This window comes from Pseudomonas sp. PA-4-8C, from assembly GCF_021606625.1.
GTDB classification, from domain to species: domain Bacteria; phylum Pseudomonadota; class Gammaproteobacteria; order Pseudomonadales; family Pseudomonadaceae; genus Aquipseudomonas; species Aquipseudomonas lactis.
Genome location: NZ_WKCD01000066.1, coordinates 1 through 24,026, shown reverse-complemented (window position 1 = coordinate 24,026; position 24,026 = coordinate 1). Strand labels below are relative to the sequence as shown.

The window sequence follows — 24,026 nt, the reverse complement described above, 5'->3', positions numbered from 1 at the left end:
GGCCCATATGAGCGGATGCGCACAATGTTTACAGTTTTCAGTGATTCCCACCGTTTGCACCACGGCACCGAATTGAAAGACGGCGTGCTCAAGCCGTCCTTCGAACAGCCCAGTCGGGCCGATACCGTCCACCATCGGGTCAAACAGGTAGGTCTTGGCCAGATCATCGAACCGCGAGCATTTGATCGGTCGTGCTATGTCAACGCGCACAGCGAGCGCTACGTAACTTTTCTGGAATCTGCCTGGTCTGAATGGTGTGCAACCGGGCGCACCCACGATGCCTTGCCGCTGGTATGGCCAGTGCGTGATCTGGCCAACGAGCAAGTCCCGACGTTCATCGACGGCAAGCTGGGTTTTTACGCCATGGATGCCGGCTCACCCATTACCGCCACCACCTGGCAAGCGGTAAAAACCAGTGCCGATATCGCGCTGACCGGACTGGCGCTGATCGATGAAGGTCACGACAGTGCCTTTGCCCTATGCCGCCCACCCGGCCATCACGCAGCACGTGAATACATGGGCGGCTATTGCTATCTGAACAACGCAGCCATTGCCGCACAGCAGGCTATTACCCGAGGCGCCAAGCGTGTCGCGGTATTGGATGTCGACTTTCATCATGGCAACGGTACCCAGAATATTTTCTACGGGCGCAGTGACGTCATGTTTGTCTCGCTGCACGGCGAACCGACGGTGTCCTATCCGTACTACTCAGGCTACAGCCACGAAGTCGGCGCTGGTCACGGCGAAGGTTACAACCTGAACTATCCGCTGCCCAAGAACACCTCTTGGGAAAGCTACCGCAACGCCTTGCTCCACGCCTGCAAGAAACTCCAGCAATTTGCCCCTGACGTGCTGGTTATTTCACTGGGCGTCGACACCTTCAAGGACGACCCCATCAGCCACTTTTTGCTTGAAAGCGAAGACTTTATCGGCATCGGCGAGCTGATAGCCGGCGCGGGCTGCCCTGCCCTGTTTGTGATGGAGGGTGGCTACATGGTCGATGAAATCGGGATCAATGCAGTCAATGTGCTGCATGGTTACGAGAGCAAACGGGCCTGAAACTCCGCAAACCACTACCGTCAGTAGCCATTACCTCTCTATCAAGGTCATGTGATTCCCACTTTTCTGCCAAAACTCAAAAACATAAAATCAAGAGGTTTTGTAATGAAATCGACTCCGTCCGAGCGGGTTGAACAGCCCGCGCTGCAGCGCACACTCAGCAATCGTCACATTCAGCTAATGGCCATGGGCGGTGCTATCGGGACAGGTCTGTTCATGGGTTCCGGGAAGATCATCGCCCTCTCCGGCACGTCGATCATCCTCATCTATATGATCATCGGTCTGTTCGTCTACTTCGTCATGCGTGCCATGGGCGAAATGTTGCTTTCCAACTTGAACTTCAAAACCTTTGCTGATTTTGCCGGTGCCTATCTTGGCCCACGTGCAGCATTCTTTCTGGGCTGGTCATATTGGCTAAGCTGGAGCGTTGCAGTGATAGGTGATGCAGTCGTGGTGGGTGGATTTTTTCAGTATTGGTTCCCTGATGTACCCGCCTGGATACCAGCCATCGGCATGCTGATAACACTGTTCGCCTTGAACGTGCTGACTGTCAGGCTCTTCGGTGAAGTGGAGTTCTGGTTCGCGATCATCAAAATCATTGCCGTCGTTGCCCTGATTGGGGTGAGCATGGTGCTGATTGCCAGCTCCTTTGTCTCACCCAGTGGCGTCACCGCGTCCCTGAACCACTTGCTGGATAAACAGGGCGCATTCCCCAACGGCTTGTTCGGTTTCTTTGCCGGGTTTCAGATGGCGATTTTCTCATTTGCGGGCACCGAGCTGATCGGCACCGCAGCCGCCGAAACGCGCTCCCCCGAAAAGACCCTGCCTAAAGCCATCAACTCGATTCCGCTCAGAATCATCTTGTTTTATGTGCTGGCACTGGCCTGCATTATTGCAGTGACGTCCTGGCAACAGGTTTCGCCCAACAAGAGCCCCTTCGTCGAGCTGTTTCTGGTTGCGGGGTTCCCCGCAGCAGCCGGTATTGTCAACTTTGTGGTGCTGACATCCGCCGCCTCATCGGCCAACAGTGGCGTATTTTCGTCCAGTCGGATGCTGTTCGGGCTGGCCAATCAGGACAACGCTCCGGGGATTTTCCGGCGTCTGTCGAGCAATAGCGTGCCTCTGCTGAGCTTGGCGTTCACCACCTTGTTGATGCTGCTGGGCGTGTTGTTGCTGTTCATCGTTCCAGAAGTCATGACCGCCTTCACCATCGTCTCTACCGTGTCAGCAATTCTGGTGATTTTCACTTGGTCGACGATCCTCGCGTCGTACATTGCCTATTGCAACAGGCGTCCTGACCTGCATGCAAAATCGACCTACAAGATGCCTGGCGGCGCACCGATGGCCTGGTTCTCTTTGGCGTTTCTGGGCTTTGTTCTTTGTCTGCTGGCGTTGAGACCCGACACCCGAATTGCCTTGATGGTCATGCCGGGGTGGTTCATATGGTTGGCAATTGCTTACCAGTTGACCTGTTCCAGAAAACCCAAGCCCGCTGACAGTTCGGCAAATCAATACAAACGCGAAGGCTTGGTTTAAGGGCTATGGCTTACCGCCCTCGTACCTCCTGGCGCGGAACTCCAAGGAGTACGAGGGAAATCTTGCTGAGGTTCAGCGACCAAGCAATCTTTTCAGCACCAGTAGAGCAACAGCCCCGATTGCCAGTGCAGCAACCGGCTTCTCTTTGACGAATGTAGAAACGCTGTCCAGTGCGTCGCCATAGGTTTGCGTCAGTTGACCCGCAGCTTGGCGTCCAGCGCCTTCGGCTTCCAACTTCGAATCGCCAAAAAGCTTCCCGACTGCGCTCTGCGCTTTGCCAGCAACCTTTTCTACAACGCCTTCTACCTGTTCGCTCTTCATGATTAACCAAACCTTCGTGTGTGATTGGGTAACCCAGGAAAACCCCGGGCTTGAGGCAACGTGCAAAGCGTTAGGTGGACAGGCTTAGTGATTAGTTCAAAGTTGATGAAGCTCACTTGGTCCAGATCAACCGATAAGTCTTCTTGCCTGTAGCGGCATCGTGATAGGGATCTTCGCCCGGGACCTCTCGCGTGCGCACGCACGGGCGTCCCTCGCAGTCAATAATGGCAGCGTCACCACCCTGGCGTTTCAACGCTTCTATGTTTTGCTCAAGCACCGCTAACTCTCGTTGCCTTTGCGCAATCTCATCGGTGCTGGGGACCGCAAAGAAAACAGCAACGCCAGAGGCAATACCACACCTAGATGAATGGCGAAGATGCTGAGCCAGAATCGACGCTTAAGGCTGTCACTGGCGGCCTGGTACTTTTGCGCCGCATCAAGCGCCGCGGCATCGGCCTGTTTGAACTTGCCAATCAAGTGCTCGGCCGCCTTTGAAGCCACTGAATCTGCGATCTGCGCCGCTGAAGCGCCCAGTATCGTCGGAATCTGTTGCAGGCTCTGCTCAACACGTTTTTCCAGATAGCCAAGACGCGCAATAGCCTGCTCAGCGGCTTTTCTGTCATTTTCCGCTGCGCTCATGATGCCCTTGGCAGCGACGGCCATGGCCCGCAGGCTCCGGTCATTCTCGTTCACGTGTTCGTCCATGGGTCATTACCTTCCATATTCGGGGCCGTCGCGGTGTTTGGGACGCTTCATGCTTCGCTCCAATGCAGGCACAGATCGCTCCAGCTGCGGACCGCTCATTTCCAGCTCCAGCCATTGCCTGTGCGGCATACTCAAATCACAGACGTCTCGCAGCTGAACAAAATGCATTGCTCCACCTGCGCCCATGACCAGAAGCACACCACCTGCGCCCACCGGGTCGTCAGCTTGAATATTGCGTAAAAATCGCAGGTATATCTGTGAACGCTCGCGCATCATCGGGTCGAGGCCGCGAACAGCTTCGCGCGCGGTTTGCTCCACGAGTCGTTCAAGGCTTCCCGCGGACAACGCCAAGTGTTCGTCGTCGAAGGCGTCCAGATAAGGCACGGCTCGCGAAACCAGAGGCGTGTCGGTGTCATTGGCGCCCACCTCCACATACCAGTGCAGGCTTCTGGACGTTTCGACCAATACCTGATTTTCACCTGCCAGGGCGGCCAGTAGTAAACGATGTCGCAGTCGTTCTTTTTTTAGGCTGGCGCCCTTCATCTTGAATTCGATCAAGCGCACGACACCTGGAAAACTCAGCAGTACGTCAGCCAGCTCTTTGTCTGCAGGCGTCTGCTGTAGCAGGTTGACCACGCTTGGGATCGAGGTGTTTGCGTCTAGACATGACCGCACGGCGAATCCGAGACCGTACAGGAAGTTTCCTATCACGACGTTTTCATAGAGTTTCTTCGTTCGGTGACGTTTGTTCTGATGACCAACATCATCCTGATCTTGCTGGTTCAACGGCACTCCGTTACTCCTGATGCTTGGGATGAAGGACCTTATATATCTGCAAAACCACCCGCCTCACTGCCTGTTCAATCGTACCTTCATTGCGACACATGACCCACCCCTGCTCCACAGCCGCTCGCTCAAACGCCTCGGTACACGCAACTTGCTCCTCCAGCTTAGACATCACCGTACTGCTCAACCCCCGCCGTCGTGCTGCCGCCCGCGCCCAGGATATTTGCGCCGCGGTGACAACCCCGACGTGCAGGTCCGGCACTTGCACCTGTCGATTAATGTTCAGCTCAAGAATGTCTGCAAAGGGTATCAACCGACGAAACCCAGCATCAGACGGGTACCAGCGATCCATCAGGATGATGCTGTCAGGTGGCTGCGCGGCCAGTACGTTTTGAGTAATCCAGCTGCGGCTGTCGGCAAAGCGCTCACACACCTCAAGTTCCAGATCCCGGCTGGGATCTCGGGCGAACGTGTTAACCAGAGCCATCGTTTGCGCTCGACAGGGATCGCTCTTGCGCTCGCACAGTCGCACGACCTTTATGTTGTCGGCCCTCAACGCTGTCGTAACGGCCTCCAACAGCGTGGTTTTACCGGTGCCTTTGGGGCCATCCATCGAAATAAACAGCGCACGAGTCATACGGGCGCTGCATCATCGTTCAGGTTGTGCAGTTCCATGGAGCCTCGGGGTCTGTGCGGTTGGGCGAGTTGGCCTCCATTATGGGCAACCCTATTGCCCAATGCGAGGCTGGACTGGCCGACGTGCCCTCCCCGCGTCGACGGTCAGTCGTTCAGCATCCGGCTTTCCTGCACACCAGCCTCATACCTCAACGCCCATGGCGCAATCAACCGCTGCGGGGTCTGGCAGGCTTTGCGTTTAAACACGAAGTTGCGGCATTTCTCGGCAAACTGCTGGCGGTTTTCCACCATGTCGAGTCGCATCTGTGCCAGCTCCTGCTCGCGACAGCGTTCAACTTGCCGAGTATCCAGCGTGGCTTTACGTGTGCGTGCATGAAGGTACTTATCATCGGCCAACGCACTGTCGGCCTGTTGCAAAAGCCACAAGCCAAATGCTTGTGGGCAACGTGGTCCGATGGCCTGAACCATGCCGTACTGCTGGGCCTGAATGGCACTGATGGGCAGGCATTCTTCAGTGAGTTTGTGCGCGATTTCACTGCCCACGGCTCGTGGCAGGCTGTAGGTCCAGTATTCGGAGCCGTAGAGCCCCATGGTCTTGTAATGCGGGTTGAGCACTACGCCTTCGCGGGCCAGTACAATGTCGGCCGCCAGCGCCAGCATCACGCCGCCCGCGCCTGCGCTGCCGGTCAGGCCGCTGATCACCAGTTGCTTGGCGGTGAGCAGCTCCAGGCACACATCGTCGATGGCTTGAATGTTGGCCCAGGCTTCCAGCCCCGGCACCTCGGCGGCCTGTATGACGTTGAGGTGAACGCCATTGGAAAAGCTGCCGCGCCCGCCCTTGATCAGCAACACGTGGGTATCTCGCGCCTTGGCCCAGCGCAATGCAGCCACCAGGCGCTGGCATTGTTCGGTGCTCATGGCGCCGTTATAGAACTCGAACGTCAGTTCGCCGATGTGGCCGAACTCTTGGTAGCGAATCGGTTGATAGACCCGCTCGTTGAGCGCCTGACAGGCGATTGAACTGTCCAGCACCGGCACGCCGGCCAACTGCTCAGCCAGAACATGCCGTGCTGGCAGCTTGAAGGTCTCTGGGCCTTTGGGCTTGAGCGAGCCGATCCACAGGCTGTGATCTCCAGCCGCTACCAACACGGCGTCGTCCTGTACCGCAAGGATTTCTCCTGGGGTGCCCTGCCGGGCGTCCAAGTGCGCGTCATAGACGTAATACTGACCGCCCAACAGGCTCGCCAACACGCCGGGCTGGCCATCGGCGGCGTCGATGCTGCGCTTGATAAAGCCTGCGCAATCGAACCAACTGAAGGTGCGGTCAGCCTGGCTCATGTTCGGCTGCAAGCGTCCGATGACACTGGGTTGGGTGTAATCGAGCGGTGTCGGCACGAAGCCCTTGGCGAATTTCGCCACGACGTCACGGATGCAAACCATCGCGGCGTCGCTCACCAGGCCGTTGTACAGCTCGGATTTGCGCACCTGGTCGGGCATGTCGAACTCACAGGTGGACCAGATCGGCCCGGCGTCCATTTCCTCCACCGCTTGCAAGGCGGTGACGCCCCAACGGCGGGCCTGCCGGGTGATCGCCCAATCCAGCGCACTGGCACCACGGTCACCAACGATGCCCGGATGGATGATCACCACCGGGCGCAGGGGATGGCTCCACAGTTGGTGCGGCACACGGTCCTTCAGAAACGGGCAGATCACCAGGTCGGCGCCGGACACCTCCACCTGCTGGCACACGGTGGCTTGATCGGTGAACACCACAACACTGGGGTCGTGACCCGCCTGGCGCAAATCCAGCCAGGCCCGTTGGGTTAAACTGTTGAATGCCGAGGATAACAACAGGATCTTCAGTGATCGCATGGCTGACTCTTCCTTGAGAATGTGTGACCAGAGCTGCTCGTTGAGCCGTCCCTGGCCATCGATAAGCGCCCAAGGTTATAGAGCGAGCCAGCCTCACCACCTGATCGAGATCAATAAATGAAAGCGGCTTATTTTTTCTGAATCACCGCGCAACCCACTCATCAAATGAACATGCCCTGCTCGGGTACGCCTTGTTAACCGTAACGGAGCCACGTTCATGTTCGAGAAACCGCATTACCTCATCAGTTTCATCCTCGATAACCAGCCACAAAGCCGCACGCTTGAGCACGATGCCGACACGCTGGATCCTCAATGGGCCGAGTCCCTGCTCAGGCAGCGCTTTGCAGAGCTCAAGGACGCGAAATTGAGCGACGTCCAGGTGCAAAAGCGCAACAAGCCCGCCGACGAAGGCCATGACATTCCGGGGCATTACCAGCAGCCCTGATTTATGAAAACGGGGGCTGCATCGTGGTTCTACGGTCGTGCAGTTGACAGCCCCCGGCAAAACTCAACAACCTGCACGTCTCACCGCCCTGCCCTGAGGCTGCCCTTGGACTATTTCACCGCGCTCACCGCCTTCATCGAAGCCGCCGAAGGCAACAATTTCTCGCGTGCCGCCGAGCGCTTGGGGATCAAGGCCTCAACGGTTTCACGCTATGTGAAGGACCTTGAGCAAGACCTGGGCATCGCGCTGTTCAACCGCTCCACACGCACGCTGCATCTGACCGAAGGCGGCCAGACCTTCCTGATACACGCACGCAGGGTGCTGGACGAACTGGAACACGCCAAGGCCGCCACGTCAGCGCTGAACCAGCATCCCCGGGGCGTGTTGAAACTCAACCTGCCACCGGCGTTTGCTCGCCATCACATCCTGCCGGCGTTGAATGACTTTCTGGTGCGCTACCCGCAAATCAGCGTGGAACTGGTGCTGGATAACACCCAGGTCAATTTGATTCATGCCGGCGTCGACTTAGCCATACGCATTGGCGAGCTGGCCGATTCGACGCTCAAGGCACGTAAGCTCAGCGACGGCCACTACCGCTTGGTGGTCAGCCCGGCGTTTGGCATGCAGCACCCTCCTCCGTCCACGCCCACGGACTTGGCCGGTGTGCCTGCGGTGCTGGGCACGGCTACCACCGGCGATATCAGTTTTGTCTCTGCCGGCCGCGCGCTCCCGCTGCTGCATGACGGCGTTATTCGAATCAATGACCTGGATGCGCAACTGATCGCCGTGCGCCAAGGCTTGGGCTTTGCGCTGTTGCCCGACTGGCTGGTGGCGCGAAGTATCGAGGCCGGCGACTTGGTAGTGTGGCTACCGGAATGGCAGATCCAGGGCGTGGAGCGGGCGTTTGCGGTGTGGTTTGTCTACCCGCCCAAGCGCATTGTGTCGTCCAAGGTCCGGTGTTTTATCGACTTTATCGTTGAACGACTGGGCGAAACACCGGACTGGAAGTGACTCAACTGAAGCGGATATCCAGCGCACGCAAGTAGGTTTGCAGCCCCGCATCCTGAATCGGGATCAGGAACGCCTCGCTATCCGATTCATTAAAATGCGCATGCCAGTAACCCGGTGGCGTGACAAACGCCAGGCCGGGAGACCAGTCGACCCGCTGCGGGTTACGAATTTGCCCATCCGCGCCCAGCTCGGTGCCCACCAATGAATAACAGCCCGTGGGGCAATCAATAATGAAGTCCAGTGCAATCGACTGATGCCGATGGGGTTTCTGCACCGATCCGGCCGGCAGAATCCCGTACATGGCCCACAGCACGTGGGTCACCGTGCGCGTCTGCGGGAAATGACGGTTGCCCAGCAGGATGCTGATGCGGCTGCGGTCCTGTGCCCTGGGATCATCGGCCGCTTCACGCAACTTCGCGTTGGCCAGTGCTGCTGGGTACAGGGTTGGCGCAAAGCGATCGGCGCGGGGTGTCACCCCCAGGTAACGCAGCAACGGCTCATCGTGAACATAGTAAAGACGTGCATCCTCGCGGGCACTGAAGTGCGCTTGCTGTAATCCCGGCAGGGCGATAAAGCAGCCCTTGGACCATTGAATCTCATACTCCCCCTGAACCACGCTGCCCTCCCCGGCAATCACGTAGAACACCTGGGAAGTGGCGTTGGGTTGCAGGGTCAGCGTGTCGCCACGGTTAAGGCGCATGAAGTTCGCGCATAGCCCGGGGCCTGTCGCAGGGCCTTCGCAGCCCAAGGCGTCGCTGAGGTCCAGCGGTACCACGCGGGAGGGGCCACTGTCATACAGCGAGGCCGGAAAGCTGTGGTAGGGAATACGGGAAATCAGGTTGGCACTGATGGGATTTGCCGCCTTGCTGTACTCGAAGTACTCGGCGTCCACTTGGTTGATATCAGTCAGTGCGGGGTCGAATTCACGGTTCATCAGGCTCACCTCAGTCTTGGGCTGGATCGCGCAGCACGGTTGAAGCGCTGCACGGGCTAAGTGGACTATAGGCATTGCCCACTGGCGGATGAATGCCTGTAACGGCACAGCAGTTATGCGAAACGGGGCAGTTAACGCAATTGGAACCAGGTGGTTTTCAACTGGGTGTACTTATCAAACGAATGCAGCGACAAATCGCGCCCGAACCCCGACTGTTTGCCGCCGCCAAACGGCACGGTCACATCCAGGGCGTCAATGGTGTTGACCGACACGGTACCGGCATTCAGGGCACGCGCCACGCGATGCGCACGGTTCAGGTCATCACTCCACACCGATGCCGCCAGGCCGTAGAGGCTGTCGTTGGCTTGCTGTATGGCCTGTTCTTCGGTATCGAAGGCGCTCACCGCCAGCACGGGGCCAAACACCTCCTCACGGGAAAGGCGCATGTCAGCGGTGACGTTGGCGAATATCGTCGGCTGGATGAAGTTTGAACAACCCTCAATGTTCAACTGTTGGCCACCGGTCAACAGCATGGCACCGTCTGCGTGCGCCTGGCCGATGGCTTGCATGATGCGTGCGGTTTGCCCGCTGTCGACAATTGCACCGGCGGCGCTGGCGGGGTTGAGTGGGTTGCCGGGCATCCAGGCACGGGATTTGTCGATCAAACGCTCGATGAATTCGTCGTGGATGCAGCGTTGCACATAGAGGCGCGAATTGGCCGAACACACCTCGCCCTGGTTGAAGAAAATCCCAAAGGCCGCCTTCTGCGCCGCCAGGTCCAGGTCCTGACAGTCTGCAAACACCAGGTTCGGGCTCTTGCCGCCACACTCCAGCCACACCTGCTTGAGGTTGGACTGCGCGGAGTACTGCATGAAGTACTTGCCCACTTGGGTCGAGCCGGTAAACACCAGGCAATCGACGTCCGGGTGCAACCCCAGGGCCTTGCCGGCGCCCTCGCCCAAGCCTGGCACCACGTTCAGCACGCCCTCGGGCATACCCGCCTCCAACGCCAGTTGGGCCAGGCGCAGGGCGGAAAATGGCGATTGTTCGGCGGGCTTGAGCACCACGCTGTTGCCTGCCGCCAAAGCAGGGGCCAGTTTCCAGGCGGCCATGTCCAGCGGGAAATTCCACGGCACCACCGCTGCAATCACGCCCAATGCTTCGCGGGTGATGGTCGCCAACGCGTTGTGGGCAGTCGGCGCGACCTGATCGTAAATTTTGTCCAGGGCTTCACCGTACCAGGCAAAAACATGGGCCGCGCCGGGCACGTCGACGTTATAGGCGTCCATTACCGGCTTGCCCATGTTCAGGGAGTCCAGCAGTGCGAGTTCTTCGCGGTGGGTCATCAACAGGTCGGCGAGTTTGATCAGGACTTTTTTGCGTTCGCCTGGAGGTATGCGTCGCCAGGGGCCGTTGTCAAAGGCGCGGCGTGCGGAGCGTACTGCCAAGTCCACTTCAACCTCACCGCAGGCGGCGACACGTGCAAGGAGCTGGTTGGTCGCCGGGTTGATGGCGTCAAAGGTCGCCCCGGACAGTGCGGCGACGGCCTGGCCGTCGATCAAGGCGGTGTTGATGAAGGTTTGACGGGCAGCGCGTTGCTGCCAGTAGTCGAGGTTGAACATGCTGTACTCCTGAATTGGGCTGTAAGGCTTTTGTAGGAGCGAGCTTGCTCGCGAAAAACTCACAGGCGCCGCGTTCATCCAGGAAGCACGCGTTATCGTTGACGTTTTTCGCGAGCAAGCTCGCTCCTACAGATGAACCGAGGTGGGGCCTGTTTATTCGGCCATTTGCAGGTCCGGCATGCGTACCCGGAACCCTCGGGTGAGGCACAGCAAACACAGCAGCCCCAGGGCCATCCAGCACAGGCCGATGGTGAACGACAGGCCGGACAGGCTCGTCCACAACCATAGCGTGCTGAGAAACCCCAGGCCCGGCAGGGCGGCGTACAGCAGATAGTTGCGTGTACCGCGCAGCTTCTGGTCGCCCAGGTAATGCTTGATCACGGCCAGGTTCACCGCCGAAAACGCGAACAGCGCGCCAAAGCTGATCATGTTGGCCACGGTGTCCAGGCTGATAAACAGCGCAATCAGCGAAAACAGGCTGACCAACATGATCGCGTTGGCCGGTACGCGCTTTTTCGTCACCAGCTTTCCGAATACTCTGGGCAATGCGCCGTCGCGGCCCATGGCGAATAGCACGCGGGACACGCTGGCCTGGGAGACCATCGCGGAGGCGAAACAGCCCGCCACATAGGTGGCGGTAAACGCACTCACCAGCAGCTCGCCGCCGACCCGGCGCATCACATCGACCGAAGCCGAGTCGGGATCGGCAAAACTATTCCATTCCGGGAAGACCATCTGGGCGCAATACGACACCACCAGAAACAGCAACCCACCGATCAGCGACACCGCCATGATCGCCTGCGGAATGGTACGGCGCGGGTCAGGTGTCTCCTCAGCCATGGTCGACACGGCATCGAAGCCCAGGAACGACAAGCACAGCACCGCCGCGCCGGTCATGATCAGCGGCACGCTGAAATCTTCATGGTGAAACGGCTTGAGCAGCGACACCGGCTCGGCTTGCCCGCTGAGGTTGTGGATCGACAACGCCACAAACACCACGATGAACACCAGTTGGGCCACGATCAGCACCCAATTGACCCGGGTAATCGACTCGATACCCACCAGATTCAGCGCCGTCACCAGGGCAATGGAGCCCAATACCCATACGGCGGTGGGCAAGGTAGGAAAGTATTCGGACAAGTAGATGCCGATCAGCAAATAGCTGAGCAGCGGCAGGAAGATGTAGTCCAGCAGCAAGGTCCAGCCGGCGATAAAGCCGAAGGAGGCGCCAAACGCCTTGCGCGTATAGGTGTAGACCGAGCCCGAATACGGGTGCGCCTTGACCATGCACCCATAGCTGTAGGCCGTCAGCAGCATGGCAGCCAGGGTCAGCAGGTAGGCGGTGGCCAGGTGCCCTTTGGTCATCTGGGTCACCAGGCCGTAGGTGGTGAACACCGCCAGCGGCACCATATACGCCAGGCCGAACAGTACCAGCCCGACAAGGCCCAGGGGTTGTCGAAAGCGGCGCGATGAGGTTGGTTGGGTTGGGGTTTGATGGACGGGAGTATCGGCTACGTTTGTTATTGTATTCATTGCTGACTCCTGGAAAGTGGAATGCAGGGCGCCGCGGCGTTCGATCAAATCGACACCTTTGATGAGTCATCCATTGGGAGCGGTGGGCAGGCCGCTATGGGGCGCCCACCCTGTTCAACCGAGCGGCATGGAGGGGCTTAGCCCTTCACAGTTTTCCCGCGATCCGTGCGGTGCGGTCCACCGCGATGCGGGTCTTGTCGACCAGCTCATCGAGCTCCGCGTGGCTGGCCACCAGGGCCGGCGCCATGATCATACGGCCCAGGGTCGAGCGAATAATCACGCCTTCTTCAAAGCCAAAAGTGCGACATTGCCAGGCCAGGTCGTTTTCATTGGCAAAGCGTTTGCGCGTGCCTTTGTCCTCGACAAACTGCAAGGCTGCCAGCAGGCCGGTGCCCTGGATCTCGCCGATCAGCGGGTGGTTGCCAAAGACTTCGTGCAGGAGCGTGTGCAAATACGGCCCGGTGTCGTCCTTTACCTGGCGCACGATCCCTTCGTCACGCAAGGCCTTGAGGTTGGCCAGGGCCACCGCCGCCGCAACCGGGTGCCCGGAATACGTCAGTCCATGGGCAAACACCCCGCCCCGCTCCACCAGGGCTTCGGCCATGCGCTTGCTCAATACCAAACCGCCCATGGGCAGGTAACCGGAGGTCAGGCCCTTGGCGATCGACAACGTGTCGGGTTCGAAGCCGAAATGCTGATGGGCAAACCACTCACCTGTACGGCCGAAACCGCCAATCACTTCATCAGCGCACAGCAGCACATCGTATTGGCGACAGATGCGCTGGATCTCTGGCCAATAGCTTTCTGGGGGGAAAATCATGCCGCCGGCGCCCTGGAAAGGTTCAGCGATAAAACCGGCGACGTTTTGCGCGCCCAACTCCAGGATCTTTTCTTCCAGTTGCAGAGCGCAGCGCCGCCCGAACTCGGCCGGGGTCAACTCACCGCCCTGGGCGTACCAATAAGGCTCGTCAATGTGCGCGACGTCCGGGATCAAGCCGCCCATTTCATGCATGAATTTCATGCCGCCCAGGGCAGACGCCGCCAGTGTGGAGCCGTGATAGCCGTTCCAGCGGCCGATCATGATCTTCTTCTGCGGCTTGCCGAGCACTTGCCAGTAGCGGCGCACGGTGCGGATCAGCACCTCGTTGGCTTCGGAACCGGAATTGGTGTAGATCACATGGCTGTAGTGCCCTGGCAACAGGCTGAACAGCAACTCGGACAGCTCGATCACCGCCGGATGGGTGGTGTGGAAGAACATGTTGTAGTACGCCAACTGATCCATCTGCGCAGCCGCCGCAGCGGTCAGGTCCTTGCGGCCATAACCCAATTGCGTACACCACAGGCCCGACATCCCGTCCAGGTAACGCTTACCCTCGCTGTCCCACAGGTACAGGCCCTCACCCCGGACCATCACGCGTGGGCCTTCGGCATTCAGCGCTTTTTGATCCACAAAGGCATGAATATGGTGGGCCGCGTCCGAGGCCTGGTAGTCCTGGGTCTGGCGTTGCGGTTCAAAGGGTAGGTTCATGGCTTTTTCTCTTGTTGTGGGTGGTCATGCAGCCGGTCAACGGCCTTTGCTCATGTAGCGCTCAAGGGGGTCTTTACTCAGCCCGCCCTGAGCCTCGGCCAACGAGTCGATAAACAGGGAAAACAGTTCCGATTGCGTGCCGATGTCGAGCTTGCTGTAGATGTGCTTGCGGTGGGACTTGATGGTGTCTTCGGAGACCCCGAGGCGCTCGGCCAGCGAACGTGTGGAGTGGCCGCGCAGGATCAACTGGGTGATCCGGCATTCGCGTTCGGTGAGCAGCGAGGAGCCGAAGTTGTTGAGTGCCGAGTGAATACGCTGTTCCAACAGGCTTTCGAAACGCGCGCCCTGAGTCTCCAGGCCGACGAAGTGCTTGCCCAGCACCGCCAGTACCCAAGGTGCTATGCGCTTGAATTGCTCGGTGGTGGTCGCGTCGAGCTTCTGCGTAAAGGCCAGCGACACCGCCAGGCTCAAGCCGTTGCTGGCCTGCAGGATGTAGTTGAGCTCATCCTCCAGGTGCGAATGCCGGTAAAACGACTGGTAGTACTCGCTGTGCTCGAAGTGATCGGGGGCTACGTCGGCGAGGTCGTAGCAGCCGGAAGCCGCGCCCTCCACGCAGGCGCCGTAGAACGGGTCGAGCAAGTAAAACCCGGAGAGGTACTGGCGCACATTGCCCTGGGGCAGCCATGGCCCGTCCAGTTCGAACACTGCGCTGGGCATGCCGTCGTGGGGGTACAGGTACAAGGTCGTGGCCTGAATGGGGCGGATACACCCCAGAGCATCGAACAACGTGGCGGCAAACCCCGCGTGCCCGATGCTCTCGGTCACCCTGGCTATCTGTTCGAACCACTGGGCTGAAGACAGTCGATCATTTTCCACGTCGAAGACTCGCCGTCATAACGGTTGGGTGCGACACCACGTCACTGGCGCCGGGGACTGAAGTGATAGTCCCACACCCGCAAAGTCATCGAAATCACCCCTTAGGGTGAGGGATTGCGCGCAAACCTCGGAATCGCCAAACCCAGGCTTTCGCGCAAGGTCGAGCCCTCGTAGGCCGTACGATAAACACCGCGCTCCTGCAGCAAAGGGATCACCTCCTGAGTAAAACGATCAAATTGCCCAGGGTGCCCGATGTAGATATTGAACCCATCCACCGCCTGCGCCTCGAACCAATCCGCTAGTTTCTGCGCCACCGTGGCAGCGCTGCCCACGAACGCGCCTGGGCGCAATTGCCGGCCAAATTCGACGGCCTGGCGCAGGGTAAAGCCCTTTTCCCGGGCCTGGTCGGCGATGCGTTTGGCAGCGGTGAAAAAACTGCTGCGCGCCGCCTCCAGGCTCTCTTGCGGGAATGGCGCATCCAGGTCGTACTGGCTGAAATCATGCCAGCCAAAATTGCGCCCGAACTCCTTGAGTGCCTGCGCAAAACTGTGGTCGAGCTGATGATAGTGCTGCTCGATTTCCCGGGCATGGGCATCGGTGTCGCCCACGTAGATTTCCGCTCCGGGCATGATCAGCACCTGTTCCGGATCGCGCCCCCGTTGTGCCGCCCTGCCCTTGATATCCCGGTAAAACGCCTGGCCCTGCTCGATACTGGCCGCGTGGGTGAAGATCACATCGGCGGTGGCGGCGCCCAGGTCGCGGCCTTGCTCAGAGTCTCCGGCCTGGAAAATCACCGGCTGGCCTTGGGGCGAGCGCTGGATATTCAGCGGGCCCACCACCGAGAAGTGTTCGCCCTGATGATTCAGGCTGTGCAGCTTGCTCGGGTCGAGAAACTGCCCGGTGGCACGGTTGCGCACAAACGCATCGTCTTCGTAGGAGTTCCACAACCCCTGTACCACCTGAACGTGTTCGGCGGCGCGACCGTAGCGGGTGGCGTAGTCGTAGTGTTCGTCGCGGCTGTAATTGCCGGCGGTACCGGCATCGCCACTGGTCACCACGTTCCAGCCGGCGCGGCCTTTGCTGATCAAGTCCAGTGACGCCAGGCGCCGGGCGACGTTATACGGCGAGTTATACGAGGTGGTCAGCGTACCGACCAGGCCGATATGCCGGGTGCTCACGGCCAGTGCCGACAGCAACGTCAACGGCTCCAGGCGATTGAGGTAATGGGAAGGCGAACCTTCGGTGATGAACTGGCTGTCGACGATAAACATCAGGTCGAACAGTGCGGCCTCAGCCTGGCGCGCTATCTGGATGTACCAATCGACGTTGACGCTGGCATCGGCCGGCAATTGCGGGTCAAGCCACAGGTTATGGCGGCCCGGCCCACCGCAGCCCATGGTCAGGGCGCCCAGTTTGAGCTGTCTTTTAGTCATTGCGCAGGTCGTCCTTCAAGCGTTCAGGGCTGGGTGGTGGCGACGGCGGGCTGCAAGGCGGCCGCGAATGAAGGGTCGAACAACGTGTCAGCCGAGTAAGACTTGACCAGGCCCAGGCCGGCAAAAAAGTCCACGGTCTTTTGCGCCTCGATGGGCGCCTGAGGCGTCAGCGGCTCGACGGTGGTGCGCGCACGGGCAAACCAGACGCGGGCGATGTCGGCATCCGCGCGGGTGCGCTTGGCCCAGGCATCGGCATACGCGTTGGCGTTGGCCGGGCTTTGGCGCGCCCAGTCACGGGCTTTTTTCAGGCGCTGGAGAAAGTCGCTGATGGGTTCACGTTTGGCCTCGACGGCACTGGCGTTGGCGGCAATGAAACTCTGGGCCGGAATCAGGTCTTCAGCGGTTGCCAACACCCGCGCACCTTGGCGCTCCTGTTGCGTGACGTAGGGTTCCCAGGTGGCGATCACGTCAACCGCACCGCCTTCCAGCGCGTGGGAAGCATCCAGGGCGCTGAGGTAGCGCCATTGCAGCGAATCCCGTGCAACCCCGGCCTTGTCCAGTGCAGTCAGCAACAGTTGCTGGCTCCAGGAACCTTTCCAGATCGCGGCGCGCTTGCCTGCCAGATCGGCCAGGCTGTGGATCGACGAGTCCTTTTTTACCAGGATGGCCACGCCGTCGAGATTCTGCCGGCTCACGGCGATCACCTTGATCGGTGCACCCAGGGCGCCCAGGAACAACACCGGGGCATCCCCGAGCAGGCCCAGGTCCAGGCTGCCAACGTTGAGCGCTTCGGCAACCGGTGACCCGGCGGTGAACTGTTTCCAGTCCAGCGTATAAGGCAGATCATCCAGCACCCCCGCCGCTTCCATCACGGCCTGGGCGTTGTAGCTCTGGTCGCCGACCACCAGGGTTTGCGCCTGCGCCGTCAGGCACAGCAATGAGGCGACCAATCCAGCCGCCAGGGTTTTGAGGTAACGCACGCTCGTCTCCAGATGCCTTGTGAGGCATTCAAATCGATCCGCGCGTACGGTCTCGGTTTTATAAGGTCATTTGTTGTCAGGGGTATTTTTGCGGTGTTGAAGGTGGGATGTAAAATACTGATAACGCATAACCTAATTCAATAATAATGCGCATATCGCATCACGCTAGCGCGGCAATTCAACCCGGGCCACCAACCCCGAACCGCGCCGATTGCTCAGGCTCAGCTCACCGCCCTGCTCGCGCACAATCGCCCGTGCCGCCGAGAGCCCAAGCCCCACCCCACCGGTATTGCGGTTGCGTGAGGTCTCAAGGCGAAAGAACGGATCGAACACACGCTCCAGGTCCGCTTCAGGAATCCCCGGGCCCTCGTCGCAGACCTCGATGCACACACTCTGGTCGTTAACACTCAGTGCAATGCTGGGGTGCCGGGCATACTTGGCAGCATTTTCCAGCAGGTTGACCACTACCCGTTTAAGCCCCAGTGGCCGGCCGTGATAGACCAGATGGGGCGGCCCCCGGAAGTCGACCACCAGTTGCTGGTCGCGATAGTCGTCGATGATGGTTTGCAGCAGTTCCGACAGATCGAACGCCGTGCTGTGCTCCAGCACCGTATCGTCGCGGAAAAACGCCAATGCGGCGTTGATCATCGACTGCATTTCCTCGACATCGCGAATCAGCTTGTGCTGATGGTCCAGGTCTTCCATGAACTCGCAGCGCAGGCGCATCCGCGTCAAAGGCGCGCGCAAGTCATGGGAAATGGCCGCCAGCATATGGGTGCGTTCGCCGATAAAGTGCTGGATTTGCGCCTGCATGGCGTTGAAGGCGATGGTGGCCTGGCGTATCTCGTCGGGGCCTTCGATGTCGATGGGCGGTGCGCGCAGATCGCCGCCGAAGCGTCTGGCGGCACTGGCGAAACGCTGCAACGGCTTGGCCAATTGCCGGGTGGCGACCCAGGCGACCAGCAAGGTAGCGATCAGCCCAAGAATGATGATGACCGCAATCCGCGTGGGTGCGCTCAGGCCCCAACTGCGTACGGGCGGTATGAAAGACAACCAGCTGCCATCAACTAACTGCACCAGCGCCACATAACGTGCGTCGGGGCTGCCACGCGGCCAATCGTCCGGGCTGTACACCTGAATGGTGCGCCCCGTGCCAAACAATGCCTGTATCCCAGGGACTTCGCCGGCTTGTAGCACGTTGCCGCCGCTGGGCAGGCCGAAATCCACGGGGTTGGTATGCCACGTCACCTGCAACCGGGTATCGCTGGCCGCTGCCGCCAGGTGCGAGCGCAACGGCGCAGGCGCGGCCTCGATCACTTTCAACGTCGCGGCCATTTGTTCCAGTAACCCCGTGCGGTCGATGGGCGGGCGCGCCCACACCCCGGCCACCTGCACGAACAAGGCGTTAAGGGCCAGTGAAGCGAGCATCGCAGCGAGGATGGTCAGGGCGATGCGCCGGTTCAGGGTGTCGCGGCGCAACAGGCGCCGGATCATGAGCGGGTCACCGGCGCGGTAAACAGATAGCCGCCATTGCGCACGGTACGGATCAGGTCCGGGCGCTTGCAGTCGGGCTCGATCTTGCGGCGCAGCCGGCTGACCTGCACATCGATACTGCGGTCGAAGGCATCGTGGCCCTGGCCGTGGGTCAGGTCGATCAATTGGTCGCGGGTAAGAATGCGCTGGGGGTGTTCGAGAAACACTACCAGCAGGTCGAACTCGCCACCGGACAGCGGGATCATGACGCCCTCGGGCGAACGCAGTTCGCGACAGGTGATATCCAGATGCCAACCGGCGAAGGCAATCACCGGGCGTGAGCGCTCGTCGGCCGCACTGACCGACCGCCCTGCACGCCGTTGCACAGCGCGCAGGCGGGCCAGTAATTCACGCGGGGCGAAGGGTTTGGTCAGGTAGTCGTCGGCGCCCAGTTCCAGGCCAACAATGCGGTCGCTCAACTCGCCCATGGCCGTGAGCATGATGATAGGAATGCCGAACTGTGCCCGCACTTTCTGGCACAGGCTGAGGCCGCCTTCGCCGGGCAACATGAGGTCGAGGATGATCGTGTCCGGCCGCTGCTGCGCGATGGCCGCCCACATGGCCTCGCCGTCGGCGGCCACGTCGACTTCATAGGCGTGCTGGACGAAGAACTTCTTCAGCAATGCCAGCACTTCCACGTCGTCATCGACGATCAGCAGTCTGCTCACGTTCACAGGTTCCCAAGCCAAAAAAAGAACGACATCTAAAACCATTCCGGCGCCGGGGTCATTTATTTCAATCGAGCAACATTCCTTCGCCACGGACACAACCCGGACATCTTTGGGTAAAACCTGTCGGGCATTCTGCACGTCTTCCATTCAAGGAGACGCCTATGAAAGTTTCGAGCAGCAGGTACACCGAGCAGGCCGCGAGCGACGCGCGACCATTGGTGCTGAGCCAGCGCACCTCTTCCCCGGCTCAGGATAGCCCGATGCTGTTCCAGGAATCCTGCCTGGGGCTGAACGCGGAACTGGACCGTATCGTGCTGCGTCGCTACTTCGAACACTACAGCCCCGACGCCGGGCGGTGGGTCGAGTACGCCCACTCCATTCCCATCGCCGAGCTTGTCCACTGGATCATGACCCATGGCCAGTTGCACATCGAATCCTCGCACGACACTCCAAACGAACAGGCAACCCATTGATGGCCCGTAAATGCTCATTCCTGCTACTGATGGCGGCCACCCTGAGCCTGATCGCTTGCAGCAGCAACAAGGTCGAACCCGAGCGATATACAGGCTTTCTTCATGACTACAGCCTGCTTAAAGAGCAACAGAGCCCGTCGGGCCAGACCATACAGAGTTGGGTCAGCCCGGCCTTGAAGCGTGGCCGCTACAAGCAGGTATATCTGGCGCCCAGCCAGTTTTTCCCGGCTGTTGAACCCTCCGCTCAGATCCCCCAAAGCACGCTCTCCCACGTCACCGGCTACTACGACTTGGTACTGCGCTCGGAACTTGGCAAATACGTTTACCTGGCCTCGAAACCTGGCCCTGACACCCTCACAGTACGCCCTGCCATCACACGCATCGCCACCAGCCCCCAGGGACTGCGGTTTTATGAGTGGCTGCCGATCACCCTGGTCGCAGCGGGCGTGAGCGCCGCCACTGGCATCCGCGATCGAGACAGTGAAATCGCCACGGAGCTGTCATTGGAAGATGGTTCGACCGGCGATGTCGTGGCGGCCATGGTGCGTAAAGGCACCGGTGCTCCCCTGGCCAATGACAAAGAAGTCATGACCGCTGACAATGTCAAGGACGTGCTCGACGGCTGGGCCCGCGACCTGGGTACGTCGTACAGTGCAGTCGCTCGATAACCCTCGCCTTGCTCAAACGTCATAATCACAGGGGCATCTGCGTGGTAATCTCCCGGCACCACGAATAGACATTGATCGTCACTTGACGATGACCAAAGCCAGGAAAGACCATGCCCAAGATTTCTCACTCAGCGCTACGCCGTAACTTCCGTGACCTGCTGGCAACGCCGATCTGCGTTGAAACCGCTTCCGTATTCGACCCCATGTCTGCCCGCATCGCGGCTGACCTGGGGTTTGAAGTGGGTATCCTGGGCGGCTCGGTCGCCTCCCTGCAGGTGCTGGCGGCCCCCGATTTTGCGTTGATTACCCTGAGTGAGTTCGTCGAGCAAGCCACCCGCATCGGCCGTGTGGCCCAGTTGCCGTTCATTGCCGACGCCGACCACGGCTACGGCAACGCCCTGAACGTGATGCGCACGGTGGAAGAGCTGGAACGCGCCGGCGTCGCGGCGCTGACCATCGAAGACACCCTCTTGCCCGCGCAATTCGGGCGTAAATCCACGGACCTGATTTCCGTCGAAGAGGGCATCGGCAAGGTCAAGGCCGCGCTGGAAGCGCGCGTCGACCCGGCGCTGTCGATCATTGCGCGCACCAATGCCGGCGTGCTGCCCACCAGCGATGTGATTGCGCGTACCAAGGCTTATGAAAAGGCCGGTGCTGACGGCATCTGCATGGTCGGCGTCAAGGACTTCGACCACCTTGAGCAGATCGCAGAGAACCTCAGCGTTCCCCTGATGCTGGTGACCTACGGCAACCCACAACTGCACGACAGTGAGCGCCTGGCCAGCCTGGGCGTGCGCATCGTGGTAGCCGGGCATGGCGCCTACTTCGCCGCGATCAAGGCCACCTACGACAGCCTGCGTGCCCAGCGTCAGCTGACCCACAGCACTTCGAACCTCAGTGCCACGGAATTGACCCATACCTACACCTTGCCTGAGAGCTATGTGGCGTGGGCTGAAGAGTTCATGGATGTAAAAGAGTAATCAATCACTCACGGTTCAGCCGTTGGCGCATCCCTGCGCTGGCGGCCGGGCCGGGCTGTACCTCGCACTGATCCATCGCCACCAACGCACCTTCAGCCGTCGCCATCACCGGCTGCACCGGTCGGCCCGTCTCGCGTTCCACCACCTCGACACTGATGCCCTCCTCGGCGTAATGCCGGTTGCCCCACGCCACTAACGCCATCAGCACCATACGAAAGTCCTCGCCCCTGGCCGTCGGCACGTATTCGTAGCGTGGCGGGCGCTCGCTGTAGGCACGGCGCTCCAGCATCCCCGCTTCCACCAAGCCATTAAGCCGGCGCGTCAACATGTTGGGCGCGATGCCCAGGCTGCGCGAGAACTCATCGAAACGGCGCAGGCCGTGCAAGGCGTCGCGCATGATCAGCATGCTCCACCACTCCCCTACCCGTTCAAGGCTGCGGGCGATGGGGCATTCGGCACTGATGAGGGATTTGCGCTGCATAAGTATTCCTGTGTGCGAGTACAAACTTGAAGGGTGCCATGTTACTTTCATGATGATAGTGACGTCCATACGCTGTGTATCTTTCAAGCAACAGGAGTCGATTGAGCATGAGTAAACGTATCGTCGTGACGGGCATGGGCGCGCTGACGCCGCTGGGATCGAGCGTGGAATCCACTTGGCAGCGCTTGCTGGACGGGCAGTCGGGCATCCGTCGTTTGCCGCAAGAATTGATCGGTGATCTGGCGATCAGCATCGGCGGCCAGGTGCAAAGTGTGCTGCAAGACCCCGAAGCCGGGTTTGATCCTGATCGACTGCTGGCCGCCAAGGAACAGCGCAAAATGGACCGCTTTATCCTGTTCGCCCTAGCGGCAGCGGATGAAGCCCTGAAGCAGGCCAACTGGGCTCCCAAAACACCCGAGGAGCAGGAACGCACGGCAACCATCATCGCCTCCGGCGTCGGTGGTTTCCCGGCCATTGCCGATGCGGTGCGCACCACCGACAGCAAGGGCCCGCGTCGTTTGTCGCCCTTCACCATTCCATCGTTTCTGAGCAACATGGCTGCCGGGCATGTGTCGATCAACTATGGCTTGAAAGGCCCTCTGGGTGCGCCTGTCACTGCGTGTGCCGCCGGGGTTCAAGCTATCGGCGACGCAGCGCGAATGATCCGCGCCGGCGAAGTCGACGTGGCGGTATGCGGCGGTGCCGAAGCGGCGATTCATCGCGTCAGCCTGGCCGGCTTCGCCGCGGCGCGAGCGTTGTCCAGCGATTTCAATGACAGCCCGCAGCGTGCTTCGCGGCCCTTCGATCAGGCGCGCGACGGCTTTGTGATGGGCGAAGGCGCCGGCATTCTGGTGATTGAAGAGCTGGAGCATGCCCTGGCACGGGGTGCGCAGCCGATTGCCGAACTGGTGGGCTATGGCACCAGCGCAGACGCCTATCACATGACAGCAGGGCCTGAGGATGGTGACGGTGCGCGCCGGGCAATGACCCAAGCGTTGCGCCAAGCGGGTATCGAGGCGTCGCAGGTGCAGTACCTGAATGCCCACGCAACCTCCACACCTGTGGGCGACAAAGGCGAGCTGGCGGCGATCAAAACGGTATTTGGTACCGGCGGCAGCCCGGCGATCAGCTCGACGAAATCCGCCACCGGCCACTTGCTCGGTGCTGCGGGGGGCATCGAAGCCGTCTTCACCGTACTCGCCCTGCGTGACCAGATCGCGCCAATGACACTCAACCTGGAAAACCCGGACGCCCTCGCCGACGGCCTGGACATGGTGCGTGGTGAGGCGCGCCCCATGGCGATTGAATATGCGCTGTCCAATGGCTTCGGCTTTGGCGGCGTGAACGCCAGCGTGCTGTTCCGACGCTGGAGATGAGCCAGGGTTTGCCCCAGAGGTGAATTTCACCGACCATGGCGCCTTTCTGTTCCTGCCAACATGAGGTGCCCATGGCCAACCACGACCTGTCCTATACCCCTGATCCGGACGCCGATTCCATCTCCTCTGACGTGATCGGCTTCAACGGCATCCTGGTTTCCACCCAGATTCCCACCCATGCCGATGGCAGCCTGGAGCTGGGCGATATCACCCAGCAAAGCGAGTGCACCCTGCAAGCGCTGAAAGTCGCGCTGGAAAAAGCCGGCAGCTCCATGGACCGGGTTATGCACTTGACTATTTACCTCACCGACATGGCCGACCGTGCCGCGTTCAACGAGGTCTACAAGCGCTTTTTCGCCAAGCCCTGGCCAGTGCGGGCAGCAGTGGGCGTTGCCGCCTTGGCGGTGGAAGGTATGCGGGTGGAAGTGACGGCGATGGCTGCCAAGGCTTGAATCTGTGACGTTTTTAGAACCGAACTGATCGGAATGTCGAACTCGGTCAGAAAGGTGGGAGCTGGCTTGCCTGCGATAGCGGTGGTGAATGTTCCATCGCCATCGCAGGCAAGCC

General features: G+C 60.0%; 24 protein-coding genes. 9 read left to right on the top strand and 15 right to left on the bottom strand.

Going from position 1 to position 24,026, the window contains the following annotated elements:
- Nucleotides 1-24: 24 nt before the first annotated feature.
- Nucleotides 25-1,059 (top strand): histone deacetylase family protein, encoded by a 1,035-nt coding sequence (locus tag GIW04_RS13115; RefSeq protein WP_120248037.1) that lies wholly within the window; start codon nucleotides 25-27, stop codon nucleotides 1,057-1,059.
- 105 nt (nucleotides 1,060-1,164) lie between these two features.
- Nucleotides 1,165-2,595, top strand: coding sequence for an amino acid permease (locus GIW04_RS13110; protein WP_120248036.1), 1,431 nt, complete (start codon nucleotides 1,165-1,167; stop codon nucleotides 2,593-2,595).
- 72 nt (nucleotides 2,596-2,667) lie between these two features.
- On the opposite strand, the gene GIW04_RS13105 is transcribed toward GIW04_RS13110, so the two are convergent.
- The 5 genes from GIW04_RS13105 to GIW04_RS13085 form a co-directional block, all read right to left on the bottom strand.
- Entirely contained in the window at nucleotides 2,668-2,916 is a 249-nt protein-coding gene (locus GIW04_RS13105) for a CsbD family protein (RefSeq protein WP_014718439.1), read from the bottom strand.
- Nucleotides 2,917-3,195: 279 nt separating this feature from the next.
- Nucleotides 3,196-3,621: a hypothetical protein gene (locus GIW04_RS13100; RefSeq protein WP_120248035.1), complete on the bottom strand. Its 426-nt coding sequence runs from the start codon at nucleotides 3,619-3,621 to the stop codon at nucleotides 3,196-3,198.
- 6 nt (nucleotides 3,622-3,627) lie between these two features.
- Complete coding sequence (locus GIW04_RS13095; RefSeq protein WP_137203734.1) at nucleotides 3,628-4,407, bottom strand: hypothetical protein; 780 nt, start codon at nucleotides 4,405-4,407, stop codon at nucleotides 3,628-3,630.
- Nucleotides 4,408-4,417: 10 nt separating this feature from the next.
- Nucleotides 4,418-5,044, bottom strand: a complete 627-nt coding sequence (locus GIW04_RS13090) for a dTMP kinase (RefSeq protein ID WP_034135632.1) — start codon at nucleotides 5,042-5,044, stop codon at nucleotides 4,418-4,420.
- Between the two features lie 143 nt (nucleotides 5,045-5,187).
- Entirely contained in the window at nucleotides 5,188-6,915 is a 1,728-nt protein-coding gene (locus GIW04_RS13085) for a hydrogenase maturation protein (RefSeq protein ID WP_120248034.1), read from the bottom strand.
- Nucleotides 6,916-7,132: 217 nt separating this feature from the next.
- Between GIW04_RS13085 and GIW04_RS13080 the strand changes: the two genes are divergently transcribed.
- Together GIW04_RS13080 and GIW04_RS13075 are read left to right on the top strand one after the other, a co-directional pair.
- Nucleotides 7,133-7,360, top strand: coding sequence for a hypothetical protein (locus GIW04_RS13080; RefSeq protein ID WP_003191203.1), 228 nt, complete (start codon nucleotides 7,133-7,135; stop codon nucleotides 7,358-7,360).
- A gap of 105 nt (nucleotides 7,361-7,465) precedes the next feature.
- A complete protein-coding gene (locus GIW04_RS13075) occupies nucleotides 7,466-8,371 on the top strand; it encodes a LysR family transcriptional regulator (protein WP_034135629.1) in 906 nt (301 codons plus the stop codon).
- A 1-nt stretch (nucleotide 8,372) separates the two neighbouring features.
- Here GIW04_RS13075 and GIW04_RS13070 read toward each other — a convergent pair whose 3' ends face one another.
- The 9 genes from GIW04_RS13070 to GIW04_RS13030 form a co-directional block, all read right to left on the bottom strand.
- The gene (locus GIW04_RS13070; protein ID WP_003191199.1) at nucleotides 8,373-9,305 is read right to left on the bottom strand and encodes a cupin; all 933 of its coding nucleotides are present in this window, start codon (nucleotides 9,303-9,305) and stop codon (nucleotides 8,373-8,375) included.
- A gap of 131 nt (nucleotides 9,306-9,436) precedes the next feature.
- Nucleotides 9,437-10,927: an aldehyde dehydrogenase gene (locus tag GIW04_RS13065; protein WP_120248033.1), complete on the bottom strand. Its 1,491-nt coding sequence runs from the start codon at nucleotides 10,925-10,927 to the stop codon at nucleotides 9,437-9,439.
- Nucleotides 10,928-11,080: 153 nt separating this feature from the next.
- Nucleotides 11,081-12,460, bottom strand: a complete 1,380-nt coding sequence (locus GIW04_RS13060) for an APC family permease (RefSeq protein WP_120248032.1) — start codon at nucleotides 12,458-12,460, stop codon at nucleotides 11,081-11,083.
- 145 nt (nucleotides 12,461-12,605) lie between these two features.
- Nucleotides 12,606-13,988 carry an aspartate aminotransferase family protein gene (locus GIW04_RS13055; protein ID WP_120248031.1) on the bottom strand — a complete coding sequence of 461 codons (1,383 nt, stop codon included), beginning with the start codon at nucleotides 13,986-13,988 and terminating at the stop codon, nucleotides 12,606-12,608.
- A 36-nt stretch (nucleotides 13,989-14,024) separates the two neighbouring features.
- On the bottom strand, nucleotides 14,025-14,864 hold the full coding sequence (locus GIW04_RS13050; protein WP_116667479.1) for a helix-turn-helix transcriptional regulator: 840 nt from the start codon (nucleotides 14,862-14,864) through the stop codon (nucleotides 14,025-14,027).
- A gap of 101 nt (nucleotides 14,865-14,965) precedes the next feature.
- On the bottom strand, nucleotides 14,966-16,297 hold the full coding sequence (locus GIW04_RS13045) for an LLM class flavin-dependent oxidoreductase (protein WP_120248030.1): 1,332 nt from the start codon (nucleotides 16,295-16,297) through the stop codon (nucleotides 14,966-14,968).
- Nucleotides 16,298-16,320: 23 nt separating this feature from the next.
- Nucleotides 16,321-17,277: an ABC transporter substrate-binding protein gene (locus GIW04_RS13040; RefSeq protein WP_003191188.1), complete on the bottom strand. Its 957-nt coding sequence runs from the start codon at nucleotides 17,275-17,277 to the stop codon at nucleotides 16,321-16,323.
- A 165-nt stretch (nucleotides 17,278-17,442) separates the two neighbouring features.
- On the bottom strand, nucleotides 17,443-18,771 hold the full coding sequence (locus GIW04_RS13035) for an ATP-binding protein (protein WP_057709983.1): 1,329 nt from the start codon (nucleotides 18,769-18,771) through the stop codon (nucleotides 17,443-17,445).
- Entirely contained in the window at nucleotides 18,768-19,478 is a 711-nt protein-coding gene (locus GIW04_RS13030) for a response regulator (RefSeq protein WP_442962798.1), read from the bottom strand. The genes GIW04_RS13035 and GIW04_RS13030 overlap by 4 nt, the downstream gene beginning before the upstream one ends.
- Nucleotides 19,479-19,642: 164 nt before the next feature.
- Here GIW04_RS13030 and GIW04_RS13025 point away from each other — a divergent pair, with 164 nt between their 5' ends.
- From GIW04_RS13025 to GIW04_RS13015, 3 genes are all read left to right on the top strand, one after another.
- A complete protein-coding gene (locus tag GIW04_RS13025; protein ID WP_034135621.1) occupies nucleotides 19,643-19,954 on the top strand; it encodes a hypothetical protein in 312 nt (103 codons plus the stop codon).
- Complete coding sequence (locus GIW04_RS13020) at nucleotides 19,954-20,622, top strand: DUF3313 domain-containing protein (protein WP_120248029.1); 669 nt, start codon at nucleotides 19,954-19,956, stop codon at nucleotides 20,620-20,622. Before GIW04_RS13025 ends, GIW04_RS13020 begins: the two co-directional genes overlap by 1 nt.
- A gap of 110 nt (nucleotides 20,623-20,732) precedes the next feature.
- Nucleotides 20,733-21,602, top strand: coding sequence for an isocitrate lyase/PEP mutase family protein (locus tag GIW04_RS13015; RefSeq protein ID WP_003191182.1), 870 nt, complete (start codon nucleotides 20,733-20,735; stop codon nucleotides 21,600-21,602).
- A gap of 4 nt (nucleotides 21,603-21,606) precedes the next feature.
- On the opposite strand, the gene GIW04_RS13010 is transcribed toward GIW04_RS13015, so the two are convergent.
- Nucleotides 21,607-22,083, bottom strand: a complete 477-nt coding sequence (locus tag GIW04_RS13010) for a winged helix-turn-helix transcriptional regulator (protein ID WP_057709980.1) — start codon at nucleotides 22,081-22,083, stop codon at nucleotides 21,607-21,609.
- Between the two features lie 107 nt (nucleotides 22,084-22,190).
- On the opposite strand from GIW04_RS13010, the gene fabF reads away from it, so the two are divergent.
- Nucleotides 22,191-23,459 carry a beta-ketoacyl-ACP synthase II gene (fabF, locus tag GIW04_RS13005; RefSeq protein ID WP_057709979.1) on the top strand — a complete coding sequence of 423 codons (1,269 nt, stop codon included), beginning with the start codon at nucleotides 22,191-22,193 and terminating at the stop codon, nucleotides 23,457-23,459.
- 71 nt (nucleotides 23,460-23,530) lie between these two features.
- Nucleotides 23,531-23,911: a RidA family protein gene (locus tag GIW04_RS13000; protein WP_094774842.1), complete on the top strand. Its 381-nt coding sequence runs from the start codon at nucleotides 23,531-23,533 to the stop codon at nucleotides 23,909-23,911.
- Nucleotides 23,912-24,026: the final 115 nt, after the last annotated feature.